Source organism: Phyllobacterium sp. 628 (assembly GCF_014189505.1).
Classification (GTDB): Bacteria; Pseudomonadota; Alphaproteobacteria; order Rhizobiales; family Rhizobiaceae; genus Phyllobacterium.
Genome location: NZ_CP050301.1, coordinates 3,022,813 through 3,046,022, shown reverse-complemented (window position 1 = coordinate 3,046,022; position 23,210 = coordinate 3,022,813). Strand labels below are relative to the sequence as shown.

The window sequence follows — 23,210 nt, the reverse complement described above, 5'->3', positions numbered from 1 at the left end:
TGCGCTGCCAGCAGGCACAATGAAAACCCGCTTCACAGCCGTTAAGAACGCGCGCTCCACACAGGAAACAGGTCATTCGGCATCGCTGTTGCCGCGTAAACCCCGCGCGCCACAGCCCGCGCCATTGTTGAGGCTGCTGCCGCACAAAGCTCGATGAATTCGTCGATCTCTGGCGCGCGCTTGCTGGTTCCGGTGGCGAGTGCAAACACCAGATCGCCGTCAAATGGTGTGTGCGACGGCCAGATCGCCCGGGCAAAACCATCATGCGCGGCAATAGCGAGACGCTTGGCCTGTGCCTTGGTCAATTGCAGATCTGTCGCAATGACGGCGATGGTCGTGTTGGTATTGCTGTCGGTTTCCTTGAATTTTGTCCTGATATCCGCTGCATCGGCAGGCAGCGGGTGAGGCAATCCAAGGCCGCCAAATTCGCCGCCAATCTCAAAAGGTGCCGCCCAGAAATGGCGCGTGCGGCTGACCGTCACCGATCCCAATGCATTCACGGCAACAAGAGCGCCCATGGTGGCGCCGCTTGGCAAAATAGATGATGCCGAACCAAGCCCGCCTTTCAATCCCGTCACCAGTGCACCGGCACCAGCGCCTGTCGAGCCGATGGCGAAGTCGCGCGAAGCAGACTGCACGGCCTGATATCCAAGCTCGCGATAGGGCGGATAGAGGCCCCAATCCTTGTCGCCGCCATTGATCAGATCAAACAGGATAGCTGCCGGAACGATAGGAATGCGCTGGCCGCCGACCTTGAAGCCAATCCGCTTCTCACGCAACGCCGCCTGCACACCGGACGCGGCGTCGAGACCAAAGGCCGAGCCGCCCGATAAAACCAGTGCATTGATTGTTTCGACTGTGTTGTGCGGCTCCAACAGGTCGGTTTCACGCGTTCCGGGCGCGCCGCCGAGAACCTGTACGGCTGCCGTTGCCGGTTCATCGCACAGGATAACGGTTGTGCCTGACTTGATTGTCTCATCCTCAGAATTGCCGACGCTCAATCCCGCAACGTCAGTAATGAGATTGCGCGGCCCGGTTTTCAAAGGCATCAGTTGCTCTCCTGCACGAACTGTTTCCCGTCATAGCGCTGCAGACGGTAGGTATCGGCAATCCGCTCTCCATGCGCATCGAATTGCACAGGGCCAATGGCGGTTTCAAAGACATTCTTGCGCAACAAATCGGCAAGGGAAGCGGCCTGCGCCTGCGCGGTCGTCAAAAGCTGCACAGCAACTTCGCCCGCAGCATAGGCAGGAACGGCATAGCCCTCTGGCACTTTACCAGCCAGTTCAAGGGCATTCCTGGCATTGCGGGCGCTTTCGAGTTTGCCGGGATCGCGCGGCGCAATCATCAAGGTTCCCGCCGCGAGATCGCCGCCGCCGATGGCGGCTTCCAGGCTTTCTCCGCTGGCAATGACGAGCGGATAATTCAGCGCTGCTGCGCTGCGGCCGATGGCAGCCACATCATCACGCTCGCCGCCGATAAACACCTGCGTGGCTCCGGCCCGCTTCAACCGGCCGACAAGTGCGTTCTGATTTTCGAGGCCGGGACGATAGGTGTCGGCGAAGACCGGCTTCAGCCCTTTTTCTTCCAGCCGTGCCCGAACCGCCGAAGCCAGTTCGCGGCCAAAAATCGTCCCGTCGTCGATGATGGCATAAGGTGACGAGCGCCAGAGATTGGCAAGAATATCGCCAGTCTCGCGTGCAGCATTGCGCTCGGAAGGCGCGATACGGAACACCGGATAGGGTGTATCCGTGCGCATTTCGGTCAAAGTCTGCGCCCGAACGCCGGGTGTGATGACGGCAATACCCTTCTGACTGAGAATGGGCAGGGCCGCCTCAAGCGATTCTGTGCACAGGAAGCCAATTACGATTGTTGCATTGGCAAGCACCATTTCTTTTGCCGCCGCTGCACCGCCCGCCCCATCGCATTTGTCGTCAGCGGTCACGATGCCGATATCTTGTCCCTGCCTGTTACCTGTAACGGCGGCACTTGTGCCATCCACGATCTGATTGCCCAGGCGCGCAAAGGAACCGGAAAGCGGCGCAATGACACCGATTTTGTCCTGCGCATATGCGACACTGCCAAACAACAGGCATAGGCCACACGTTGCTGCGCGTATCATGGGATTCATTGCGATATTGCCGTACCTTAAACCGAAGGAGAACCAAACGTTCGATTTGGGTAAAGGTTTCCTTCTCTCTGCGCAATCCGGCTCTATATAAAAGGGTAAGTATGATGGGATAATATCGGCGTCGGATGCAGGATGCTGAAAAAATATTCTCCCCCTATGTCTCCAGCGCATGTTGCGTTAGTGATGGTTTGGACAACGGAATAAGAAAATTGCTTATCGCCAAAGATCAAAAGATAGAACCGCTCGCATTTCGCAATGCCATGAGCCATTTTGCCGAAGCGGTCCATGTCATCACCACCGATGGGCCGGCGGGCAGGCGCGGCGTGACGATTTCGGCTGCCTGTTCAGTTTCTGATAATCCGGCAACAATTCTGGTCTGTCTCAATCGCCAGCATGATTTCAATCATCTGTTCATCGAGAATCAGGTCTTTGCGCTGAATGTCCTGTCGGCAGGCCAACAGGCCGTCTCCGAAGCATTTTCCGGCAAAGGCGATCTGACGCAGGAAGACCGGTTCGCTATGGGTAACTGGCAGACGCTGCAGACGGGCGCGCCCGTGCTGATCGACGGGCTTGCCAGCTTCGATTGCCGCATCATTGCCACCCACGAAGTTGCGACGCATTATGTGATATACGGCAAGGTGACGGCGCTCAACATCGGGGAGCGCAGCCAATCCCTGGTTTATCTCAACCGTGCCTATCACGGCGTTGGAGAATAGAGGCAATAGCGGAGTTTTCATGGCCGACGTTTCGTCATTGCCGCAATCGATCGAAGATACGCTGGTGCTGCTGGAAACGGGTGGCTATGTGGCAGACCGGGCATTGGCAACGGTACTTTTCCTAAGCTTGCGGATGAAACGGCCGCTGTTTCTTGAAGGCGAAGCGGGTGTCGGCAAGACCGAAATCGCAAAGGTTCTGGCATCGACGCTGGACCGGCCTTTGATCCGGCTGCAATGTTACGAGGGGCTTGATGTTTCCTCTGCCGTCTATGAATGGAACTACGCGGCGCAGATGATTGAGATCCGGCTGGATGAAGCGACGGGCAAGGTCGACAAGTCAGCAATCGAACGCAATGTGTTTTCCGAAAAATTCCTGATCCGGCGGCCAGTTTTGCAGGCACTCTCAGGCGAAGCGGGCAGGGCACCGGTTTTTCTGATCGATGAACTGGACCGGACAGATGAAGCTTTCGAAGCATTTCTGCTCGAAGTTCTTTCGGATTATCAGGTCACAATACCCGAATTGGGAACGATCAAAGCCGCCGAACCGCCGATTGTGATCATCACGACCAACCGCACGCGTGAAATCCATGATGCGCTGAAGCGGCGCTGTCTCTATCACTGGGTCGATTACCCGACGGCGGAACGCGAGCTGGAAATCGTTCGCCGCAAGGTGCCAGCCGCCAATGAGCGGCTTTCGGACGAAATCGTCCGCTACGTGCAGAAACTGCGGGAAATGGACCTGTTCAAGCTGCCGGGTGTTGCGGAAACAATCGATTGGGCCGGTGCATTGACCGAAATGGACAAACTGGCACTCGATCCCGAGACAATCTCCGACACGATCGGTGTGCTGCTTAAATATCAGGATGATATCGCCCGGATTGCCAGTGGCGAGGGGCGGCGTATTCTCGACGAAGTCAAGGCGGAACTGAACGCGGCTTAGGGCGTCTGTAGGATATGGAGACATTCACTTCTTCACCGCACAACGCCCGGCAGGATAGTCGGCTTGCCGACAATATCGTTTATTTTGCCCGCACTCTGCGAAAAGCCGGACTGCGGGTCGGACCGGCTGCGGTCAAGGATACCATTGAGGCAGTGCTTGCCGGTGGCATAGGGTCACGCGATGATTTTTACTGGACATTACATTGCGTTCTCGTCACCCGGCGGGAGGATCATGCAACATTTGACGAGGCCTTCCGGCTCTATTGGCGTTCGCGTGAGTTGATCGAAAAGATGATCGCCATGTTCTCGCCGGTCGCGGTGGCGCACGAGCGATCAAAGCCTAAGGCGGCGGAAGCGCGGGTGGCCGAGGCGTTGTTTAAGGGCAATGCCCGTCATGAGCCGCTTGAGCGTCCGCCTGAAATCGATATTGACGCGCGTTTTACCTTTTCCGGCAAGGAAGTCCTGAGATCGAAGGATTTTGCCCAGATGACTGGTGACGAGCTGACACAGGCGCGGCGTGCCATGGATCAACTGACTTTACCCGTGGACAAAATAGAGACGCGGCGTTTTCGCAGCGATCCGAAAGGGCAACGCATCGACCCGAGAGCCATGATGCGCTCCAGTCTTCGCACGGGCGGCGATCTCATCCTGCCGAAATTCCGTTCGCGGCGTGAAGTGCATCCGCCATTGGTGGTGCTGGCGGATATTTCGGGTTCCATGAGCCAATATACCCGTATTTTCCTGCATTTCATGCATGCGATGATGGGCAAGCGCCGCCGGGTGCATTGTTTTGTTTTTGGCACGCGCCTCAGCAATATTACACGGCCATTGCGTTACCGCGACCCGGATGACGCCATTGCTCATTGCACCGGTGCCGTGCACGACTGGTCCGGCGGTACGCGGATCGGTGAGACCTTGCGTGAGTTCAATGTGCAGTGGTCGCGGCGGGTTTTGAGCCAGGGTGCAGTGGTTCTGCTGATTACAGATGGACTTGAACGGGAAGAAACCAGCGGCCTGGAGGCGGAAATGGAACGGTTGTCCAAATCCTGCCGCCGTCTGATCTGGCTCAATCCGTTATTGCGCTTCGAAGGTTTCGAGCCGCGCGCTCGCGGTGTCAGGGCGATGCTGCCCTATGTCGATGATTTCCGCGCTGTGCATAATCTCGATGCGCTGGATGATCTGTGCAAAGCCTTGAGCCGCCCTGCGGAAAAAGCCAACGATCCCAAGCGCTGGTTGCAACGTGCCTCTTTCCCCGAGCGCGGGTTGCACGCATAATGGTGCTGGAGGCACTGCCATGACTGCACACAATATGAGCGAGCTTGATCCCCTGCTGATTGCCGAGAGCTGGATGTCGGATGGCCGCAATATCGCTATTGCGACGGTTATCGAGACGTGGGGTTCAGCTCCGCGCCCTGTCGGCAGTCATCTCGTGATGGATGACAAGGGCAATTTTGAAGGTTCCGTGTCGGGCGGATGTGTGGAAGGCGCTGTCATATCGGAGGCGATGGACGTCATCACCTCGGGTGAGCCGCGCATGCTGGAATTCGGCGTTGCCGATGAAACGGCATGGCAAGTGGGTCTGTCCTGTGGCGGGCGTATCAGAGTCTATATCGAGCGGCTGGGCTGAGCGCGTATCGTGGATCCCTATTGCCTCAAGAAACTGAATATTGAACGCCGGGCCCGCCGGGCTGCGGTGCTTTTGACGGATATTGGCGATGGCCGCGACCGGGTTATCAAGGAAGGCGATCCTGTTGCTGGTGAACTTGGCGCGGTGATTGCCAGCCGGTTCCTGTCGGGGCAGTCAGGCGTCGCTGATATTGATGGACGCCCATTCTTTCTCAATGTCCATCTTCCGCCGCCCCGGCTTGTGGTTGTCGGTGCAGTCCATATCAGCCAAGCGTTGGCGCCCATGGCGAAGTTTGCTGGCTATGATGTCGAGATTGTCGATCCGCGCACGGCGTTTGCTACGCCGGATCGGTTTGCCGATGTGAAACTGTTCGCGCAATGGCCGCAGGACTATCTGAAGTCCCATCCGCTAGATGCCTATACGGCGGTAGCTGCTGTTACCCATGATCCGAAGATTGACGATCACGTGCTGGAACAGGCGTTGAAAGCCGGATGCTTCTATGTGGGTGCGCTGGGTAGCCGCAAAACCCATGCCACGCGGGTTGAACGGTTAGCGGCACTGAAGCTAAGCGAGAGTGAGATTGCTTCTATTCATGCACCGATCGGGCTTGATATTGGTGCGGCCAGTCCTGCCGAAATTGCCGTTGCCATTCTGGCGGAGGTCATCAAGGCATTCCGGGCCCGCGCGCTTCGTACATTGCCAAAGCTGGAAAAGTCCGCATGATTTTTGGTGAGACATCTCTCGACGAGGCACTGGGAGCCATTCTTGCCCACTCGACGCATGCAGGCGCGGTGAAGCTTCGAAAAGGCCATGTGCTGACCCCGGCTGATATTGATCAGTTGCGCGCCGCAGGGGTGCTGCACGTCGTGGCCGCGCGGCTCGATCCGGATGACCTTGAGGAAAATGCCGCTGCACGGGTTATGACTAATGCTTTGCAATGGTTTGGTGTGCGGGCAGGTCCTGCATCAACAGGGCGGGTGAATTGTTATGCTGAAACAGCCGGTCTGTTTCAGGTGGATGCGGATATTATCAATGCGATCAATGCAGTTGATTCATCGGTGACGATTGCCACGCTGAAACCCTTTGAGCGGGTGGAGGCCGGGCAAATGGTGGCGACGATCAAGATTATCCCTTTTGCAGTACCTGCGTCAGTCATTGCGGAGATAACCGATCTGGCACGTGGCCGCGATGCTTTCGGTGTGCATGCGTTTGCCGGTCTGCGTGTTGGGCTCATTCAGACCACGCTTGCGTCGGTCAAATCCTCGGTTCTCGATAAGACAACGCGGGTGCTGGATGCGCGAATAGTTGCCAGTCATGGAATCTTTGTAGGCGAGTTGCGCCCGGCACATGAGGCAACCTTGCTCGCTGCTTCGATCCGGCAATTGCAGCGCAGCAGCGACATTGTCATTGTTTTCGGTGCTTCGGCAGTCGTCGACAAGGATGATGTGGTGCCTGCTGCAATTCGTGCTGCAGGTGGCAATGTTCATCATATCGGCATGCCGGTGGATCCGGGAAATCTGCTGGTGATGGGCGAACTTGATGGAAAACCGGTCATCGGCGCGCCGGGATGTGCCCGCAGCCCCAAGGAAAACGGCTTTGACTGGGTGCTTGACCGGCTGATGGCCAATATACCGGTAGGCAAAGCAGATATTGTCAGGATGGGTGTTGGCGGCCTCCTCATGGAAATACCAACGCGTCCGCAGCCGCGTGACCCGCGGCCGCTTTTGCAAAAAGCCACCGTTGCGATTGCGGTTTTAGCCGCAGGACAATCGACACGGATGGGTGGCGCCAACAAGCTGCTTGCCACTTTCGATGGTGTTCCACTCATTCGCCGGTCGGCTCAGATGGCCATTGAAGCAGATGGTCAGCCTGTCATTGCGGTGCTCGGTCATATGGCGGAGCAGTGCAGTGCTGCTCTGGACGGGCTCAATATCGTTGTCGCGCTCAACAAGGATCACGCCAGTGGACTGGCTTCGTCGCTGCATACGGCCATCCGGCATGTTCCCGCATCGTCCGACGGCTTGATGATCATGCTGGCGGACATGCCTGCTTTGTCCTCAGCAAATCTGCAGAGCATGATCCGGCAGTTTCAAAGTGCAGGTGGACAGTCTGTCGTGCGTGCCACCTATGAGGGCAAGCGTGGCAATCCTGTTATCCTGCCGCGTTTTCTATTCGAGGAAGTGTTTACCCTTGCAGGCGACGTCGGCGCGCGACATCTGGTCGAGCGTGGCGATATTCCCGTGATTGATGTGGAGCTTGGCGAAGCTGCTGCCATTGACGTCGATACGCCGGATATGCTCAGCCGTGCCGGCGGCACTATCGTCGAAACCGTGCGGTAATCAGAGGGTTTTCATTTGCTCAGAACTATTTTTCTTGCGGCGATGGCTGCTGTCAGTCTTTCGAGCGCGGCGTTTGCCACACAGCTTGAGCCCTATAAGGACGATGTTTTCGCATATCCCGGTATTCTGAAAACTGCAGACAATGGTGATTACACGGTCGTTGATTATAGCGAGATGCGCGATATCAACGGGCGTGATGTTGTGCCTGAGCTGCGCGTTAAACCGAAATATTTGTCGCTGGATCCGAAAAAATCGCAAAAAGATCTGGTGGTCACCACCGAAACTGGTCCGGTCAAGGTTATGGCCGTTGGCAAGCTTGATCCCGGCGCATCTGTCATCACTATTTATCTGCACGGGCAGGGCGGCAATCGCCAGCAAGGCATGAATGATTTTACCTTTGGCGGTAATTTCAACCGGATCAAGAACCTCATGGACCGTAATGGCGGGCTATATCTCACGCCGGAATTCCGCGACTTTGGCGACAAGGGCGAAGCTCAGGTTGCCGGGTTGATCACCTATTTCAAATCGCAATCGCCGCAGGCCAAATTGTTCGTCGCTTGCGGCTCCATGGGCGGCAACCTGTGCTGGCGCCTCATACAGGATGGGAAGGTTTCCAAGGACATTTCCGGGCTGATCCTGATGGGATCATTGTGGGATGACAATTTCATCGGCTCGCCCGCGTTCAAGCGGCGTGTCCCGATCTTCTTTGGCCATGGCAGCCGTGATCCGGTCTTTGCAATTGACGATCAGGAAGCTTTCTACCGAAAGATTCGCACATCGGCCAAGGGGTATCCGGTACGCTTCACCCGTTTCGAGACCGGCAATCACGGCACGCCCATACGCATGACTGACTGGCGGGCCGTGCTGAATTGGATGCTCACGGTTTCGTTATGAGGAAGAGGCGGGGATTGTGGCAATAAAGTCCCATTGTGGCAGTTGTGCCACTAGACAAATGGTTAAAAGCGAATAGTTTCCGGCCTAATCAGACATCACCCTGCGATGAGACTTTGCGGAGAAAGCCATGCGCCTGCCAACCACCATTTTTAGCCGGATTGCCCCCTTGGCAGTTCTCATTCCTTTGGCCGCATGTTCTACGACCGGTGAGCCCAATATGGGCCCCACGTTCGCAACATTCTCCCCGGTTCGCCCCCCGGTGAGCTCAGCTTTGGCCGGTCCGTGCATCTCGGCCGCAGCGAGCAAATATGTGCTCTCCGAGAACAACATCAAGGCAGTCGACGAGCGCGCCGTTGGCAGCGGCATCAACGAAGTCTCTCTGAAAGTCGATATCCGCGATGCACTCTGCACCGTTACTGACAAGGGCAAGGTCCGTTCTGTCGTCGATACAATGCCCAAGAGTGCCGATCAGGTTGCGGCCGAAGAGGCAGCAGCCAACAAGAAAGCTGCTGGCCCAGCCACCGCTCCGGCAAAGAAATCCAAAAAGAAACAGCAGGAACAGCAAGGCTGAATGTTCCAGCTTTTATAATGATCCGGCGCAGCGAAAGCTGCGCCGTTTTTATTTGATCGGCGGTGCAGCGGGGACAAGCACCCGTAACTCGCCTGCGTGGATTTTGATTGTCACGTCACGCTCGAGCTGCACGAGTTCCCCATCAATGGTTGCTTTTGCATGGCCATGCAGATGCGGGAAATGCAAGTCGATCTCCCGGGCGAGAATTTCGTTGACGTCATTGTTCTTGCGCCATGAACCCATAAGGACGGTCGCTGCAAGCTTTGTTACCGACAACGGGGACAGGCGTTCGGCGATATAGATACCTAATTCTCCCCGGTCGAGCACGTCGGCGATCGGCAGCATGCCTTGCCCATAGGGATTGTTGGAGACGGAGATAGCCGAGACAGTGCGCTCGGTTGGTGCGCCATCAATCGTCAGGCGAACCAGAAAACGTGGCGGGCGGCCGATCGCCTTGGCGAAGGCCCGCATGCTTGCCAGCCGTTTGCCCCAGCGCGAATTGAATTCCAGGGTGTTGCGCAGCTTGATCATCTGCGGCTGAAAACCGATGGAGAATTGATGAACGAAGGTCTCGTCGTTTGCTGTCGAGATATCTATGGCTTGAATTGTTCCGCTGGCCAGACTTTCCAGCGCCGCATTTAATTCCAGCGGGATTTTCAAAGATCGGGCGAAGAGGTTCATCGTTCCGGCAGGAAGAACTGCTAGTGGCACACCGGCTTTCCAAGCAAGCGCCGCAGCAGCAGAGACCGTTCCATCGCCGCCGCCCGCCATCAGAACGTGATTTTCTTCGCTGGCAGCATTTTTGAGTGCCTTGACGATGTCTTTACCGGCAACGATCTCGCTTTCGAGTGTGTGGCCGTGTTTTTCAAATATTTCCTGTGCTGTGCGGGCGAATGCATCCATGTCCATCGTGCGAAACGTACCGCCATCACGGTTAAAAATGGCATGGACTTTCATGAATGATCCCCGGCAGGTGACATGCGATAACAGATCGACTGTGATCGACTGCTCCGAATGTGGCAATGCGCAATCAGCTGTTTGGTTCCGTACCTTCGCGCACTTCTGTAGCCAAATGTGGACTGGAAAAACCGAGTTTCTGCAAACCGTGCAAGATTTCCGGCGCGCTCATGAACAAATTCCACAACAGCCCGCTTCGATGGTTCTCAACCATGGCAACGATAGGTCCCTGATCGATCCCGAGATAGGTGCGCGCAAACCAGCCGCTGGTTTGTGAGAACGCATCGACGAAACCGAAACGGCCCCAGATTTTTCCTTCGGGTTGTCCAAAAAAATGATACAGGGCGGCCATGGCTTCTTGGGGCAGATAGGGCAGGCTGCATATGGCGGCAGTGGGAGCAATCAGGCCAAAATCGGAAGCGGGGGAACTGACGACATAGCCAGCGGGACCGTGACTTGACGTCAATCCCCAACAGTCCGGCCCATAGCCTTTATAGCCGTGAGGATTGTTGACGCAGTGCTGATAATTGATCTGGACATGACTGGTGTTCTGCAACCAATAGTCCGCGTAGCGGTCCGTAAGCCCACGCGGATCAAGACCGCAGAACGAATAATGCGCGAAGAACAAAGGTCCGCCAAAATCCGGGCCGAGCGGCAGATTGATACCGTAATAGTCGCGGCCATTGACGAACTGGCTACCGGTCGCAAAACCTTCATGATAAATTTCCGCATCAATCGAATGCCGGGATGCACCAGCAGCTATCACATAGGTGATCAGTGCTTCATTCCAGCCGCGGATTGGGACGTTGCGGGCAAAATGGAATCGCGGGCTGTGATGCCAGTACAATACTTTTTCATCGTGCTTGATATGAGCAGTCCATTCGACAGCGTGCCACAGCCGATTGATCCGATCACGTATGGCTGTGTCGGCAGGGGAGGCTGATGCAAAATACTGCCGGACGCAGATCAGACCTTGAAAAAGAAACGAGGTTTCCACCAGATCGCCGCCATCATCCCGAAAAGAAAAGGGAATGGTGGAACCGTCCGTGCCGTTAAAGAAATGCGGAAAAACGCCGTGATAGCGCTTCGTTCGCTCAAGCGCGGTGAGCATTTTTTCAATCCGGGTCATTGCATCGGAACGTTCGATCCAGCCGCGTTCGATTGCAACGACTATGGCCATGAAACCAAAACCGCTGGCTCCGGTGGCTACGAGGTCGTTGGCGGGATCGGCATTTTTACCCGAGCGGTCGCGCGCAAGGCCGCTCGGATGCGCACCCTTCCAGAAATACTCGAAACTGGCCCGTTGCACCCTGTCCAGCAGCGCGGCATCGTCAGCCGTTACGCCGATATTTTCGTGCACGAATCTTTGATCCATAAAGGCTGAATATTCCTGCTAAAGGGCACAATGACGCTGCATTTGCCGGATTGCATCGGACGATTGTCTGATCTTTATACCATGTGTAGCGTGATCATCAGTTTGCCAAGATCAAATTCGATTGCGGCGATCAATCCCGTGTGAAAGGCCCATGATGCAGAACGTCGAATACCTTTTCCAGCCAGTTGCTCAACCCGTCCTCAGTGTGACCGGGTCGGAAAAACTGTTTCCGGTTCACCGGATTTACTGTGTCGGGCGCAATTATGCCGACCACGCTATCGAAATGGGTCATGATCCGAACCGCGAACCACCGTTCTTCTTTCAGAAAAATCCGGATAGTTTGGTCAAGGACAATGGCAATTTCCCCTATCCATCCGGTTCGAACGATGTGCATTTCGAAATGGAAATGGTGATTGCCCTTGGCAAGGGCGGAACAGATATTGCCGTGGACAAGGCACTTGACCACGTATTCGGTTATGCGGTGGGGCTTGATATGACCCGGCGCGATTTGCAGGGCGAAGCGAAGAAGCTGGGCCGTCCCTGGGAAGTTGGTAAGGCGTTTGAAGCTTCGGCACCCTGTTCGGCAATTGTGCCGGCGTCAAAGACCAGTCACCCAAAGTCGGGCGCTGTCTGGCTCAATGTCAATGGCAAGGAGCGCCAGCGCGGTGATCTCAGCCAGTTGATCTGGAATGTCCCGGAAACCATTGCCTATCTATCGACACTGTTTACGCTGCAGGCTGGAGATTTGATCTTCTCCGGTACGCCAGCGGGTGTGGGTGCCATTGTGCGCGGCGACGAAATGCATGGCGGCGTTGATGGTATTGGCGAAATTCGGGCAAAGGTTGTTTGATTGTTGATACTGTTGCCATCAGCTTTGCCAGCGAAGGGAAACATTTCCATCGTATTTGCTTGAAAAACAGCAAAATATTTTTTGGTGTGTGCCTGTGGAAAACAAACCCGTGTTTTCAGCGGGCCGCGCTGGAAAATGCCTTAAGTGAGGTATTTTCCGGAGAGATTTCAAGGAACTGTCGCATTAATTCGATAGTACGCCGGATAACTAAATTTCCGTCACATTTTTGTTAGAAAAGCCCCTGTTGTCTTTGAAAATAAATGCTCTATTGATGAGCTAGTCTTTTGTAAATCCACCCTCTAGAGCGACCGTTTTATGAACCACCGCATCCTCTTTGGCTCCTATCCAATTCCGCGCTTTGCCGGAATTGCCAGCCATAACTTTGTGGTTTGGACTGATGAGACGGGCCGTCCGCTCTATGAAATCAATGGTGGCGCTGTTAATCCCGACGGCAGTTTCAATTATTGCGCCATTCGTGGCCGTTTAACCGCTGTTGTGACGGACTATTCACAGCGCGACCTGATCTATTGCCCGGAATTCTACGTGCGCCCCACGTCACGCACGACGTTGCTGCTCGAGGGCAGTTTTACGTCCGTGGCTACACGGTGGCGGGCTGCCGTTGACGTCGCAGCGCGTATCCGTACGTCGGGCCTTGGTTATTCCTTCTTGATTCAGAACAGCAATTCCGTGGCGACCGCTATTGCTGAAGGTATGGGGTTAACCCCGCCATCTACTGCCGTTGGGCGCGTCCGCGCTCCGGGATCGTATCGTCACCTCGCCTTCGATCGCGCGGCCTAGCACAATTCATCATAATGCAATAACAAGCACACAATAGTGCACTCGATTTTGGCTTGGCCAGAGTTGAGTGTTACCGTTGTTATGGCTTATTGCCGCCATTATTACGGAGCTTATCGCGCCCTGCTCAAAATCATGGTGATTGTGAGCATCCACTGGAAAGACTAGTCATTGATATCGGACCCAGCCACGTCAACGGTTCATAGCAACGAGAAGACGCTGCAGCGAATCAACGCGCGTGCGCAGTTGAAGTTGCCATGGGGCAAGAAGACGAAATCGGCTTTGTTCGCGTTCTTTGGTGTTGGCGTCGCGGTGCTGAGCTTGCTGGTCCTGACGCACCTGTCGAGCGAAATTTCCATTCGTGAGGTCAAACACTCCATCCATGCGATACCCGGCAGCACGTTGCTGTGGGCCCTTTTCTTTACATTCGTCAGTTTTGCTGCCGTGGCGCTTTATGACGTCGTAGCGGTTGAAACCATCGCACCAAAGCGGGTGCCTTACTATATTTCAGCCATGGCTGGCGGTGCCGGTTATGCCATCTCCAACGCTTTGGGCTTTTCATTGTTGACCGGCGGTGCATTGCGTTATCGCGTCTACGCCGCCGAAGGCATCAATGTTGCGGATATTGGCCGCATTATCGGGACGTCGTGGCTGGCGATCTGGTTTGCTTTCACAATCATGATTGCCGTTGCGCTGGTTATCGATCCATCGCGCATACCGTGGATTGTGTCATTTGGTCCGGTGCTCGATCAGCTTGTCGGCGCATCCATTCTTGTTGCTGTTGCCGTCCTGCTGTTCTGGCTGTCACGCCGTGAACGCACCCTGCAGGTTGGCCGTGTTTCCGTGCGCCTGCCATCGTCGCAAGGCGCGATGCTGCAGATTATTGCCGGTCTGATCGATGTGGCAGCTGCTGCCGCAACGCTCTATGTCCTGATGCCTCATGGGGCGGTTGGCAGCATTGCTGCCTTCGCGCTGATTTATGTTGTGGCCGTTGCACTGGGCATTATCAGCCATGCGCCTGGCGGTATTGGCGCATTCGAAGCGACTATCATTGCAGGTTTGGGGATAGGGCAGAACCCTGACGCGATTGCCGCATTGCTGGCTTACCGGGTGATCTACACGCTTATTCCGTTTCTGGTGGCGATTATTGGTTTTGTCATCTCGGAATTTCTGCGTCGCCGCCACCTGATTGCGGGCCCGACCATGCTGGCGGTGCGGGTGTTTGAAACACTGATCCCGCCGCTCTCTGCCGGTATCGCGTTTCTCGGCGGTATCGTCCTGCTCATCTCGTCGGTTACCCCCGATTTCAGCCGCCGGCTCGAGGTCTTGTCCGATTTCGTACCGATGCCGTTTCTGGAAATGTCGCATCTCGGTGCAAGCTTTGTTGGTTTGGCGCTGCTGATCGTGGCACGCGGGCTTGCTCGCCGATTGTGGCGTGCTTGGGTCATGGCGGTCATCCTCTTCAGTCTGGGCGCAGTCTTCTCTCTGGCGAAGGGTCTCGATTGGGAAGAGGCACTGGCGCTGACTCTGATGGCCGGTGTCCTGCTCCTGTTCCGCGATTCATTCTATCGCAAGCCGATGGGAGAGAGTTTCCGGCTGACATGGGGATGGCTTGCCAGTATCGGCACAACGGCGTTTGCGGTGCTGTGGCTTGGCTTCTTTACATTCCGCCATGTGGAATATGCCAATCAGCTTTGGTGGGAATTTGCGTGGGATGCGCAGGCCTCCCGGTTCCTGCGTGGCAGCGTGCTGCTTCTCACTGTCCTGGCGGCGATCACCATCAACACGATTATCAATGGCGTCGGGCGCGGCAAGCTGCGCGCACAACCGATCCCGGATGATGTGCCTGAACTTGTTGCAGCATCGCCGCGTGCGTCCGATGCGCTGGCGCTGCTGGGTGATAAGCGCTTCCTCATGGACAGCAAAGCGCGCGGGTTTGTCATGTATGCCCGTTCCGGCGGCAGTTTGGTGTCGATGGGTGAGCCGGTTGGCAGCGACGACGCTATTCCCGATCTCGCTTGGGCATTTCGCGATATGGCAGACCGTGCCGGTGCCCGTACCGTTTTCTACGGTGTCGGTCCTGAGCGGTTGCCGCTGTTTCTTGATATGGGACTGACGGCCTTGAAGCTGGGTGAGGTAGCGCGCGTCGAACTCAGCGATTTTTCACTGGAAGGCTCAAAGCGCCAGCCGCTGCGTTATGCTGCCCGGCGTCTGGAGAAAGAGGGGATTTCGTTTGAAATCCTGCCAAAGGAACAAACACCCGCCGTTATGAATGAATTGCGGGACGTTTCCGACGCTTGGCTGGAGATGAAATCCGGTTCTGAAAAACGCTTCTCGCTCGGTTCATTTGAAGCCGCTTATCTCTCACATTTTGACATTGCGGTGTTGCGCAAGGAAGGCGTCATCGTGGCATTTGCCAATGTCTGGCGTGGCGCCGGGCAGAAGGAAATCGCTGTCGATCTGATGCGCCACCGGCCCGATGCATCCAGTGTTATCATGGATGGCCTGTTCGCCAATCTGCTGATGGCGGCGAAGGGTGAGGGGTACCAATGGTTCAATCTTGGAGCTGCACCGCTCTCCGGTCTTTCAGACAGTCATCTCGCCTCGCGCTGGAACCGTATCGGTTCATTTATCTACAGACGGGGTGCTGAATTTTATCGATTTGACGGATTGCGCGCATTCAAGGATAAGTTCGGCCCGAAATGGACGCCCTATTATCTGATTTGCCCCCAGGCCTTGCCACACCACGTTCGCTGATTGATGCAACAAACCTGGTAAGTGGCAGCCCCTTCGAGGTCTTTAAACGATGAAATTCCTGCGCAGGCCGTATCTGTATCTGATTGCTGCCCTTCTCATCCTCAGCATTATCCTTTCCGCCACCGCCTATTATCTGCCCGGATTCGGTTTCGGAACATCAGGACGTATTCTGGTGACATCAGAGCGTCTCAGCAATGTGCCGCTGTTGCAGCCAAAGGGAAAGCCGACGGCTCTTGCCATTCTCGTGTCGCAGAAGGGCGGTATTGCCGCTGATGACGAGGCTCTTTCAAAGCTGCTGCTCGACCGCGGTTTCCTCGTTCTGACTGTTGACCTGGAAAAATGGCGCAAGGAACTCAATCAGGATACAGGCGAATGCACCTATTTCGTCTCTGATCTCGAGGGTATTGCCAAGGAAGCTCAGCGTATGATCTCTCTCGATACCTATATGCATCCTGTTGTGATCGGAATCGGCGAGGGCGGTGTCATGTCCTACGCCTCCATTGCCAACTCTCCGGCGGCTACTCTTGCCGGCGCGGTTGCCCTTGATCCATCGGTCGCGCTCAATACCAAATTGCCTTCCTGTGAAGGGGCGGATTTCGAGCCGGTAGAAGGACAAGGTTTCAGCTATTCCTACGATGCTGATTTGCCGAACCCCGCGACCATTGTACGTGAAAAGCCTGATCCGGCACCCTCTGGCCCGGCAACGGCCGGCTACTTCAAGGCGCAGGAAAAGTTTGCGGCGACCAAGCCGGAACGCATGCAGATCGCCGTGGACGCAGCGCTCGAAATTGCCAAGGAGGATGCATCGGCGGATTCCTTGCCGATCACAGATATTCCAAGCAGCAATGGCCCGGCAAAATATCTGGCCGTTTTCTTCTCTGGTGACGGCGGCTGGCGGGACATCGACAAGTCGGTGGGTGACATCATCGCCAAGGAAGGCGTTCATGTTGTGGGTGTTGATTCCCTGCGCTATTTCTGGTCGGTCCGCCAACCTGAAGATATCGCCAAGGATATCGGCCGCATCATCAAGAAGGCCGATCCGACAAGCAAGCTGCCGGTGGTTCTTCTGGGTTATTCATTCGGTGCAAACACCATTCCGTTTGCCTGGCCCTTTATCCCGGACCATCTGCAAAAACGCATCACGATGGTTGGTTTGATCGGTACCGAAGAAACAACGCCGTTCCAGGTATCAGTTGGCTCATGGCTTGGCATGGGCGGCGATAATGAGGTTGCGCCAGCTGTTGCCAAGCTGCCGCCGGAAAAAGTGCTGTGCGTGTATGGTTCTGAAGAAGATGACACCGCCTGCACGGATCCTTCGCTCAGCACGGTGCAGAAGATCCTGCTGCAGGGCGATCATCACTATGATGAAAAGTATGACACCCTTGCCGCCAAGTTGATGGAAGCAATTGCCGCTCGCCAAGCGCCGTAACGGGGTAGCGCTGTGAAGGAATATGGTCGCCACGGTAAACATGGCGGCCTTTTTCGTGCCCAGTGCACGCGTGTTCAATTGCAAGAGCAATCACGCAAACTCCGGTCAGTGACCAGTTGTCTTGGAAGAGCCGGTTTCAAGGTTGAACTGCTCAATTCTGGCTGGCCGCCCCAGATAATTGCCCTGTCCGCCCTGACAAAGCTCCCGTGTGAGGAATTCCATCTCTTCCCGGGTTTCGATGCCTTCCGCCAACACCGGTAAGCCGAGACCATTTCCGAGGCCAATCACCGCCTTCACGATAGTCGCAGATTGCTTGTTCTTATTAACGGATTTGACGAAGGATTTATCGATCTTGATTTTGTCGAAGGGAAAAGAACGAAGATTGGAAAGGGATGAGTACCCTGTTCCAAAATCATCCATTGCGATTTTAACACCAAGTGCCTTCAGTTTGCGAAGTGTCTGCAACGCGCTGGCGCGGTCTTTTATCAGGGCCGTTTCGGTAATCTCCAGTTCGAGATGCGCCGGGGGTAAGCCCGTTTCCATCAGGATGTTTTGCACATTACCGGCAAATGTCGGGTCGCGAAGCTGGACTGCAGAAACATTGACCGCGATGATCAACGGCTTTTTCCATGCGGCAGCTGTCAAACAGGCTTGGCGCAAGACCCACTCCCCGATCTGCCCGATACTGCCGTTCTCTTCGGCAATAGGAATGAATAGGGCAGGCGAGATTTCTCCCCGATCCGGATGATGCCAACGCAAAAGCGCTTCGAAGCCAACAATCTCACCATCGCTCAACGCTTTCTGCGGCTGGTAAACCAGGCTTAACTGACGCTTGGCAATGGCATGCCGAAGTTCGTGTTCAATCTTCCGGCGCTCGTTTGCCGCTGCTCCCATGGCTGCCTCGAAAAAGCGGTAACCGCCACGCCCTTCCGTCTTGGCGCGGTGGAGGGCGGTGTCTGCATGCACAAGCAGTGCCTCTTCACTTGTGGCGTCATTGGGATAGATAGCTATACCGATACTCATGGAAATGAAGCCGCCACTGTCTGCAGTCTCATTCTCAGTCTGCAGCAAATCTATGACGTTCTGGGCAACAAGACTGGCAGCCATTGGATCAATCAGATCAGGAGCAATGATCGCGAATTCATCGCCGCCCAAACGCGCCAGCATCTGATTGTTGCTGAGGACGCTGCCGGCATGTTTGGCAATCTTTTGCAGCATTGTGTCACCCGCCGCATGTCCGAAAAGATCGTTCACTTCCTTGAAACGATCAAGATCGAGATATAGCAGGGCAAGACAATGGCCTGACTCAATGTCGAGTGCTGCGATGTCCTGACGGAGTTTGTTGGTGAAGCTGCGGCGATTGGGGAGGCCGGTCAGTGCGTCGTGGTGAGCAAGGTGATGAATGCTCGCTGCGGCCGTATCGCGATCCCGCAAATCCCGCACCGCAATAGCTTTGCTGCTGTGCCCTACAAAGTCGATGGTTTTCAGGACAATCTCGACTGGAATGGGGCAGCCCTCGCGCGGAAGCAGGAGTGTTTCAAAAATCCCTGCATGGTTCTGGGCAAAGTCCTCGCTGTGTACAGGGTCTTTGAAAATCTGGTCAATGCGGATATCGCTGTACGGACTGCCTTCATGCCCGCTCAAAACGAGGAAGCTGTCATTTGCGGTCAGGATGTTGGTACCATCACAAATCACCAATCCCTCAGTCGCTACATTAGCCAAGCCTCTCATCCGCTCGATTTCAAGATTTTCCTGACGCCGGTTGCGCAGGTCAGACCATAGACTGAGAATCGCAACGGTGAGGATGAACAGGCTGAGCAGCATGACAGTCATGATAACCGCCGCCGGGGGCACCACACTGTTCAGCACCGACAGAGCGGAAGGCGAAAGTATAGCAGGTGCTCCCATCGCTATAAGGCGGTGGCTGGCGACAACCGCGACAAGCAATGAGACGCCAATCAAAAAGTTGGCGCGTTTCCAGCGCACTGATGTCATGCAATAAACCATTGCACCGAAACCGACGCCAACCACCAGTGAAACGGCTATCAATAACGCATCCCGCGCAGGCTGGTCTTGAGCATCGAGACGGGTAATGCCGGTGTAGTGCATTGCAGCCACACTGGCGCCGATAATGCCTCCGCCCAAAAATACAGAGCGCAGTCCGCGTGCGGGTAATGAAGCGGCCATTCCGATACCCACCAGAAAAATCGCCGCCGCCATGGAAATAAGCAGCCGCGAGGTTCCGTATTCATTGAGATTGTCGTTCCCATACATCAGAACGGTAATGAAATGGGTCGCCCAGACACCCAAACCACCCGAAATGGTGGTTATGAGTAATCGCAGCCGGCGCGCTTGTTCGCCGGCGAGCTTAATCTGATAAAAAATCTTGATGGCAGCAAGGGAGGCAACCACACAGATCATGACTGCAATGAAAAGCGAACCTAAATCGTGGTTGCTCACGATGTGATTATAAATTTCCAACATTATCGGTCTCAAAATATGAATGAATAAACTTAAAAGCTTCGTTGTAACGGATATTCATTGCGGTGCCGTTAATGTGGCGAAAAACGCAATCTGCAATGTGTATAAGGTGGTGTGGCTACACCGGTAGGCAAGTTTTCAGAGACTCGACATGACGCTTGATCAGTTACGTATCTTTATCGCCGTTGCCGAACGTAATCATATTACGCAAGCTGCCACGGCTCTCAACATGACGCAATCGGCAGTTAGTGCCGCGGTAACAGCGCTGGAAACCAGACATGGGGTAGCACTCTTTGACCGGATAGGGCGCTCCATTGTTTTGAACCAGACCGGGAAGGTCTTTCTGAAGGAAGCTCAGGCCGTTGTCGCGCGGGCAAAGGCAGCCGAAACGGCGCTGGCGGATCTCGTAGGATTGATGCGCGGTGAACTCTCCATCATGGCAAGCCAGACCATCGCGGGATATTGGCTGCCGGAAAGACTGGCCGCCTATCGAAAGCGTTATCCCGGTATCGCGCTGGATATTCATATCGGTAACACGGAGCAGGTTGCCACCGCCGTCGAAGCCGGAGCGACAGAGATCGGGCTGGTGGAAGGCAATGTCGAACACCCGCTGATGACCAGCAAAATCATCGCAGCGGATGATATGGTCATTATCGTTGGAGCCGGGCAGCCATGGGCCGTTCACCGGGTTGTCGAACCCAAAGACTTTACCAATGTTGCATGGGTTCTGCGCGAGAAGGGGTCCGGTACGCGCTCGGCGTTTGAACATTTGCTTGCATCTGTTGGCATGGATGTGTCGATGCTCGACGTTGCAATGGTATTGCCTGGCAACGAAGCGGTGATCGGTGCTGTTGAAGCGGGGGTCGGTGCAACGCTCATTTCCCGCAGCGTCGCGTCATCGCGATTGCGTGCCAAGCTCCTGCGGGAAGTTACTTATCCTGCTGCCGCGCGCCCGTTTCATCTGTTGCATCACCGTGAGCGGTATTACAGCAAGGCGGCGGAAGCTTTTGTTTCGCTGGTTAGTGAGCGTGCTTGAATTAAATCATTCGATTTTGTCGAATGGTTTAACATTATTTATGCGTTGGAGATGATGAGTAGGGTTTTGCTAGTGTGATCTCAACAACCATATAGAGATCAAATCATGACGACGCTCGATACGTCCAGCCGGTCCGTTCCCCGCACAACAATCCAAAGCAAAACTAGTCGCAACATTATTCGCCAATTCACCCCTAACTGGTTTGCGGCAACAATGGGCACCGGTATTGTGTCCGTTGCTCTTGGGCAGTTTCCTGAACATCTCATGATATTCACGGCTGGCGAGGCGCTGTGGGCGCTGAATATCGTGTTCTTTTCCGCGTGCAGCGTGATCTATGCCGTAAGATGGCTGGCATACCCGCACGAAGCAAAACTGGTATTCGAACACCCGGTTATGTCGATGTTTTTTGGCTGCATTCCCATGGGATTGGCGACCATCCTCAACGGATTTCTGATTTTCGGTATTCCCCATTTTGGAAACGCCGCCATTGCTATCGCCTCTGGCCTTTGGTGGATTGATGTAGCGTTGGCCGTTGGTTTGGGTCTTGCCGTGCCTTTCCTCATGTTCACACGGCAATCGCACTCCATGGAGCAGATGACCTCCGTATGGCTTCTGCCTGTCGTGGCCGCAGAGGTGGCTGCTGTCAGTGGCGGGCTATTATTGCCGCATATCGCGGATACACCCAGCCAGCTTACGGTGCTGCTGGCGAGTTATGTTCTGTGGGCTTTGTCGGTGCCGCTGGCTATGGGCATTCTTGTCGTGCTGTTCCTGCGTCTGATCCTCCACAAACTGCCAACAGCCAGCATGGCTGCGTCGAGCTGGCTGGCTCTGGGACCGATTGGAACCGGTGCGCTTGGGATGTTTGTCTTGAGCGCCAATGCAACTGATGTTCTCACAGAGCACGGGCTGGGCCTGTTGGCCAATGCGATCTCAGGAGCGAGCCTGCTCGCCGGTATTCTTTGTGGGGATATGGTCTGTGGTGGCTCGCCATGGCCACCATGATCACGATCCGGTATTTTCGCAATGGTGTGCCATTCAATCTTGGCTGGTGGGGGTATACGTTCCCATTGGGCGTTTATGCCGTCGCCACCCTGCGTTTGAGCCACATTTTTCCCGTGACCAGCCTTGCGCTATTCGCGAATGTGCTGGTTCTGGCCTTGGCCGCGATATGGCTCATAGTGGCTGCCCGCACTGTTCGCGGTATCTGGCTTGGATATGTCTTTGCCGATCCAAGCCTCATAGTACGGGCAGGTTAACCTGTCACTTCAGCTGCTGTCTTACTTTTGGTGGCCGGTGACGTTTCAATCTGAGCTGCGGCAGCCTTGTTTCTGGCATTGGCATCCGCATATCTTTTGGCGATAACAGCGCAGGCCATCAGCTGTATCTGATGAAACAGCATCAGCGGCAAAACGATACTGCCGATATTTTGCCCGGCAAAGATCACCGTGGCGATTGGTACGCCGCTGGCGAGGCTCTTCTTTGAACCACAGAAAGTAATGGCAATCTCGTCTTCGCGGGAAAAACCGGCCCAGCGACTGCCAAACATCGTGATGACCAATACCAGTGCGAGCAGGACGATGTTGACGGCGATAACAACGGCGAGATCACGCAGCGATGTGGTGCGCCACAAACCTTCATTCACGGAATCGCTGAAGGCCAGATAGACAACCATCAGGATCGAACCGCGATCGACCGGCATCAGGATCTTCTTCTTGCTGCGGATAAAATCACCGATCCATGGCTGTAAAACCTGGCCCAAAATGAAGGGGGCGAGCAATTGCAGCAGGATGGATTGCAATGCGTCAAGCGAGAAACTGGCGTGCCCGCTGGCAGAGAACAGCAATCCTGCGAGCAGCGGTGTCAGGAACATGCCGAAAATGTTGGATGCTGAAGCTGAACAGATTGCTGCCGGAACATTGCCCCCGGCGATCGAAGTGAACGCGATGGATGACTGCACGGTTGATGGCAGGACACAGAGAAACAGGATGCCCGTATAAAAAGCCGGTGGGAGAATGGCAGGAACGAGGAAGCCTGCACCGAGTCCGAGAATGGGGAACAGGACGAACGTGGCCGCAAGGATGGTGAGGTGTAATTTCCAATGCAGGAAACCAGCAATCACCACATCCCGCGACAAACGTGCGCCATGCAGGAAAAACAGCAGACCGATCGCCACCTTTGTTGCCATGCCGAAATAATCAGCGGCGTCACCGCCTACGGGAAAGAACGAGGCAAACACCACGGTTGCAACGAGCATCAGGGTGAAATTGTCAGGTAGAAAACGGGACATGGCTATTCATTCCAGAACGATAGATT

Annotated in this window: 21 protein-coding genes; 15 read left to right on the top strand and 6 right to left on the bottom strand. The window is 55.2% G+C overall.

The window, feature by feature from the left end; translation table 11 throughout:
- Positions 1-41 precede the first annotated feature (41 nt).
- The gene (locus HB779_RS16625) at positions 42-1,049 is read right to left on the bottom strand and encodes a P1 family peptidase (RefSeq protein WP_188343382.1); all 1,008 of its coding nucleotides are present in this window, start codon (positions 1,047-1,049) and stop codon (positions 42-44) included.
- Positions 1,049-2,122, bottom strand: coding sequence for a branched-chain amino acid ABC transporter substrate-binding protein (locus HB779_RS16620; protein ID WP_188343381.1), 1,074 nt, complete (start codon positions 2,120-2,122; stop codon positions 1,049-1,051). Before HB779_RS16620 ends, HB779_RS16625 begins: the two co-directional genes overlap by 1 nt.
- A 224-nt stretch (positions 2,123-2,346) precedes the next feature.
- Between HB779_RS16620 and HB779_RS16615 the strand changes: the two genes are divergently transcribed.
- The 8 genes from HB779_RS16615 (at position 2,347) to HB779_RS16580 (ending at position 9,217) form a co-directional block, all read left to right on the top strand.
- The gene (locus HB779_RS16615; RefSeq protein ID WP_371823934.1) at positions 2,347-2,847 is read left to right on the top strand and encodes a flavin reductase; all 501 of its coding nucleotides are present in this window, start codon (positions 2,347-2,349) and stop codon (positions 2,845-2,847) included.
- 19 nt (positions 2,848-2,866) lie between these two features.
- Entirely contained in the window at positions 2,867-3,787 is a 921-nt protein-coding gene (locus tag HB779_RS16610) for a MoxR family ATPase (protein ID WP_188343379.1), read from the top strand.
- Between the two features lie 14 nt (positions 3,788-3,801).
- Positions 3,802-5,061: a VWA domain-containing protein gene (locus HB779_RS16605; protein ID WP_188343378.1), complete on the top strand. Its 1,260-nt coding sequence runs from the start codon at positions 3,802-3,804 to the stop codon at positions 5,059-5,061.
- A gap of 19 nt (positions 5,062-5,080) precedes the next feature.
- A complete protein-coding gene (locus HB779_RS16600; RefSeq protein WP_188343377.1) occupies positions 5,081-5,413 on the top strand; it encodes an XdhC family protein in 333 nt (110 codons plus the stop codon).
- 9 nt (positions 5,414-5,422) lie between these two features.
- Positions 5,423-6,136 (top strand): XdhC family protein, encoded by a 714-nt coding sequence (locus HB779_RS16595; RefSeq protein ID WP_188343376.1) that lies wholly within the window; start codon positions 5,423-5,425, stop codon positions 6,134-6,136.
- Positions 6,133-7,752, top strand: a complete 1,620-nt coding sequence (locus tag HB779_RS16590; protein ID WP_188343375.1) for an NTP transferase domain-containing protein — start codon at positions 6,133-6,135, stop codon at positions 7,750-7,752. Before HB779_RS16595 ends, HB779_RS16590 begins: the two co-directional genes overlap by 4 nt.
- Positions 7,753-7,794: 42 nt before the next feature.
- Positions 7,795-8,646 carry an alpha/beta hydrolase gene (locus HB779_RS16585; RefSeq protein WP_188345973.1) on the top strand — a complete coding sequence of 284 codons (852 nt, stop codon included), beginning with the start codon at positions 7,795-7,797 and terminating at the stop codon, positions 8,644-8,646.
- Between the two features lie 127 nt (positions 8,647-8,773).
- Positions 8,774-9,217: a hypothetical protein gene (locus HB779_RS16580; RefSeq protein ID WP_188343374.1), complete on the top strand. Its 444-nt coding sequence runs from the start codon at positions 8,774-8,776 to the stop codon at positions 9,215-9,217.
- Positions 9,218-9,265: 48 nt separating this feature from the next.
- Here the strand turns inward: HB779_RS16580 and HB779_RS16575 are convergent, their stop codons facing one another.
- The gene (locus HB779_RS16575; protein ID WP_188343373.1) at positions 9,266-10,174 is read right to left on the bottom strand and encodes a diacylglycerol kinase family protein; all 909 of its coding nucleotides are present in this window, start codon (positions 10,172-10,174) and stop codon (positions 9,266-9,268) included.
- A gap of 73 nt (positions 10,175-10,247) precedes the next feature.
- On the bottom strand, positions 10,248-11,549 hold the full coding sequence (locus HB779_RS16570) for a glucoamylase family protein (protein ID WP_188343372.1): 1,302 nt from the start codon (positions 11,547-11,549) through the stop codon (positions 10,248-10,250).
- Between the two features lie 154 nt (positions 11,550-11,703).
- Between HB779_RS16570 and HB779_RS16565 the strand changes: the two genes are divergently transcribed.
- The 4 genes from HB779_RS16565 to HB779_RS16550 all read left to right on the top strand — a co-directional run bounded on the left by HB779_RS16565 (position 11,704) and on the right by HB779_RS16550 (position 17,380).
- Positions 11,704-12,399: a fumarylacetoacetate hydrolase family protein gene (locus HB779_RS16565; RefSeq protein WP_188345972.1), complete on the top strand. Its 696-nt coding sequence runs from the start codon at positions 11,704-11,706 to the stop codon at positions 12,397-12,399.
- Between the two features lie 315 nt (positions 12,400-12,714).
- Complete coding sequence (locus tag HB779_RS16560; protein ID WP_188343371.1) at positions 12,715-13,197, top strand: hypothetical protein; 483 nt, start codon at positions 12,715-12,717, stop codon at positions 13,195-13,197.
- A 168-nt stretch (positions 13,198-13,365) separates the two neighbouring features.
- Positions 13,366-15,951, top strand: a complete 2,586-nt coding sequence (mprF, locus tag HB779_RS16555; RefSeq protein WP_188343370.1) for a bifunctional lysylphosphatidylglycerol flippase/synthetase MprF — start codon at positions 13,366-13,368, stop codon at positions 15,949-15,951.
- 49 nt (positions 15,952-16,000) lie between these two features.
- On the top strand, positions 16,001-17,380 hold the full coding sequence (locus HB779_RS16550; RefSeq protein WP_188343369.1) for a virulence factor family protein: 1,380 nt from the start codon (positions 16,001-16,003) through the stop codon (positions 17,378-17,380).
- Positions 17,381-17,485: 105 nt separating this feature from the next.
- Here HB779_RS16550 and HB779_RS16545 read toward each other — a convergent pair whose 3' ends face one another.
- Positions 17,486-19,840 (bottom strand): bifunctional diguanylate cyclase/phosphodiesterase, encoded by a 2,355-nt coding sequence (locus HB779_RS16545; RefSeq protein ID WP_244642397.1) that lies wholly within the window; start codon positions 19,838-19,840, stop codon positions 17,486-17,488.
- Positions 19,841-20,012: 172 nt separating this feature from the next.
- Here HB779_RS16545 and HB779_RS16540 point away from each other — a divergent pair, with 172 nt between their 5' ends.
- The 3 genes from HB779_RS16540 (at position 20,013) to HB779_RS25620 (ending at position 22,153) form a co-directional block, all read left to right on the top strand.
- Entirely contained in the window at positions 20,013-20,897 is an 885-nt protein-coding gene (locus HB779_RS16540; RefSeq protein ID WP_188343367.1) for a LysR family transcriptional regulator, read from the top strand.
- Positions 20,898-21,002: 105 nt separating this feature from the next.
- Positions 21,003-21,899 carry a C4-dicarboxylate ABC transporter gene (locus HB779_RS16535; RefSeq protein WP_256440609.1) on the top strand — a complete coding sequence of 299 codons (897 nt, stop codon included), beginning with the start codon at positions 21,003-21,005 and terminating at the stop codon, positions 21,897-21,899.
- Positions 21,887-22,153, top strand: a complete 267-nt coding sequence (locus HB779_RS25620; RefSeq protein WP_256440608.1) for a hypothetical protein — start codon at positions 21,887-21,889, stop codon at positions 22,151-22,153. The genes HB779_RS16535 and HB779_RS25620 overlap by 13 nt, the downstream gene beginning before the upstream one ends.
- Here HB779_RS25620 and HB779_RS16530 read toward each other — a convergent pair.
- Positions 22,150-23,184, bottom strand: a complete 1,035-nt coding sequence (locus tag HB779_RS16530) for a bile acid:sodium symporter family protein (protein WP_188343366.1) — start codon at positions 23,182-23,184, stop codon at positions 22,150-22,152. The genes HB779_RS25620 and HB779_RS16530 overlap by 4 nt on opposite strands.
- Positions 23,185-23,210: the final 26 nt, after the last annotated feature.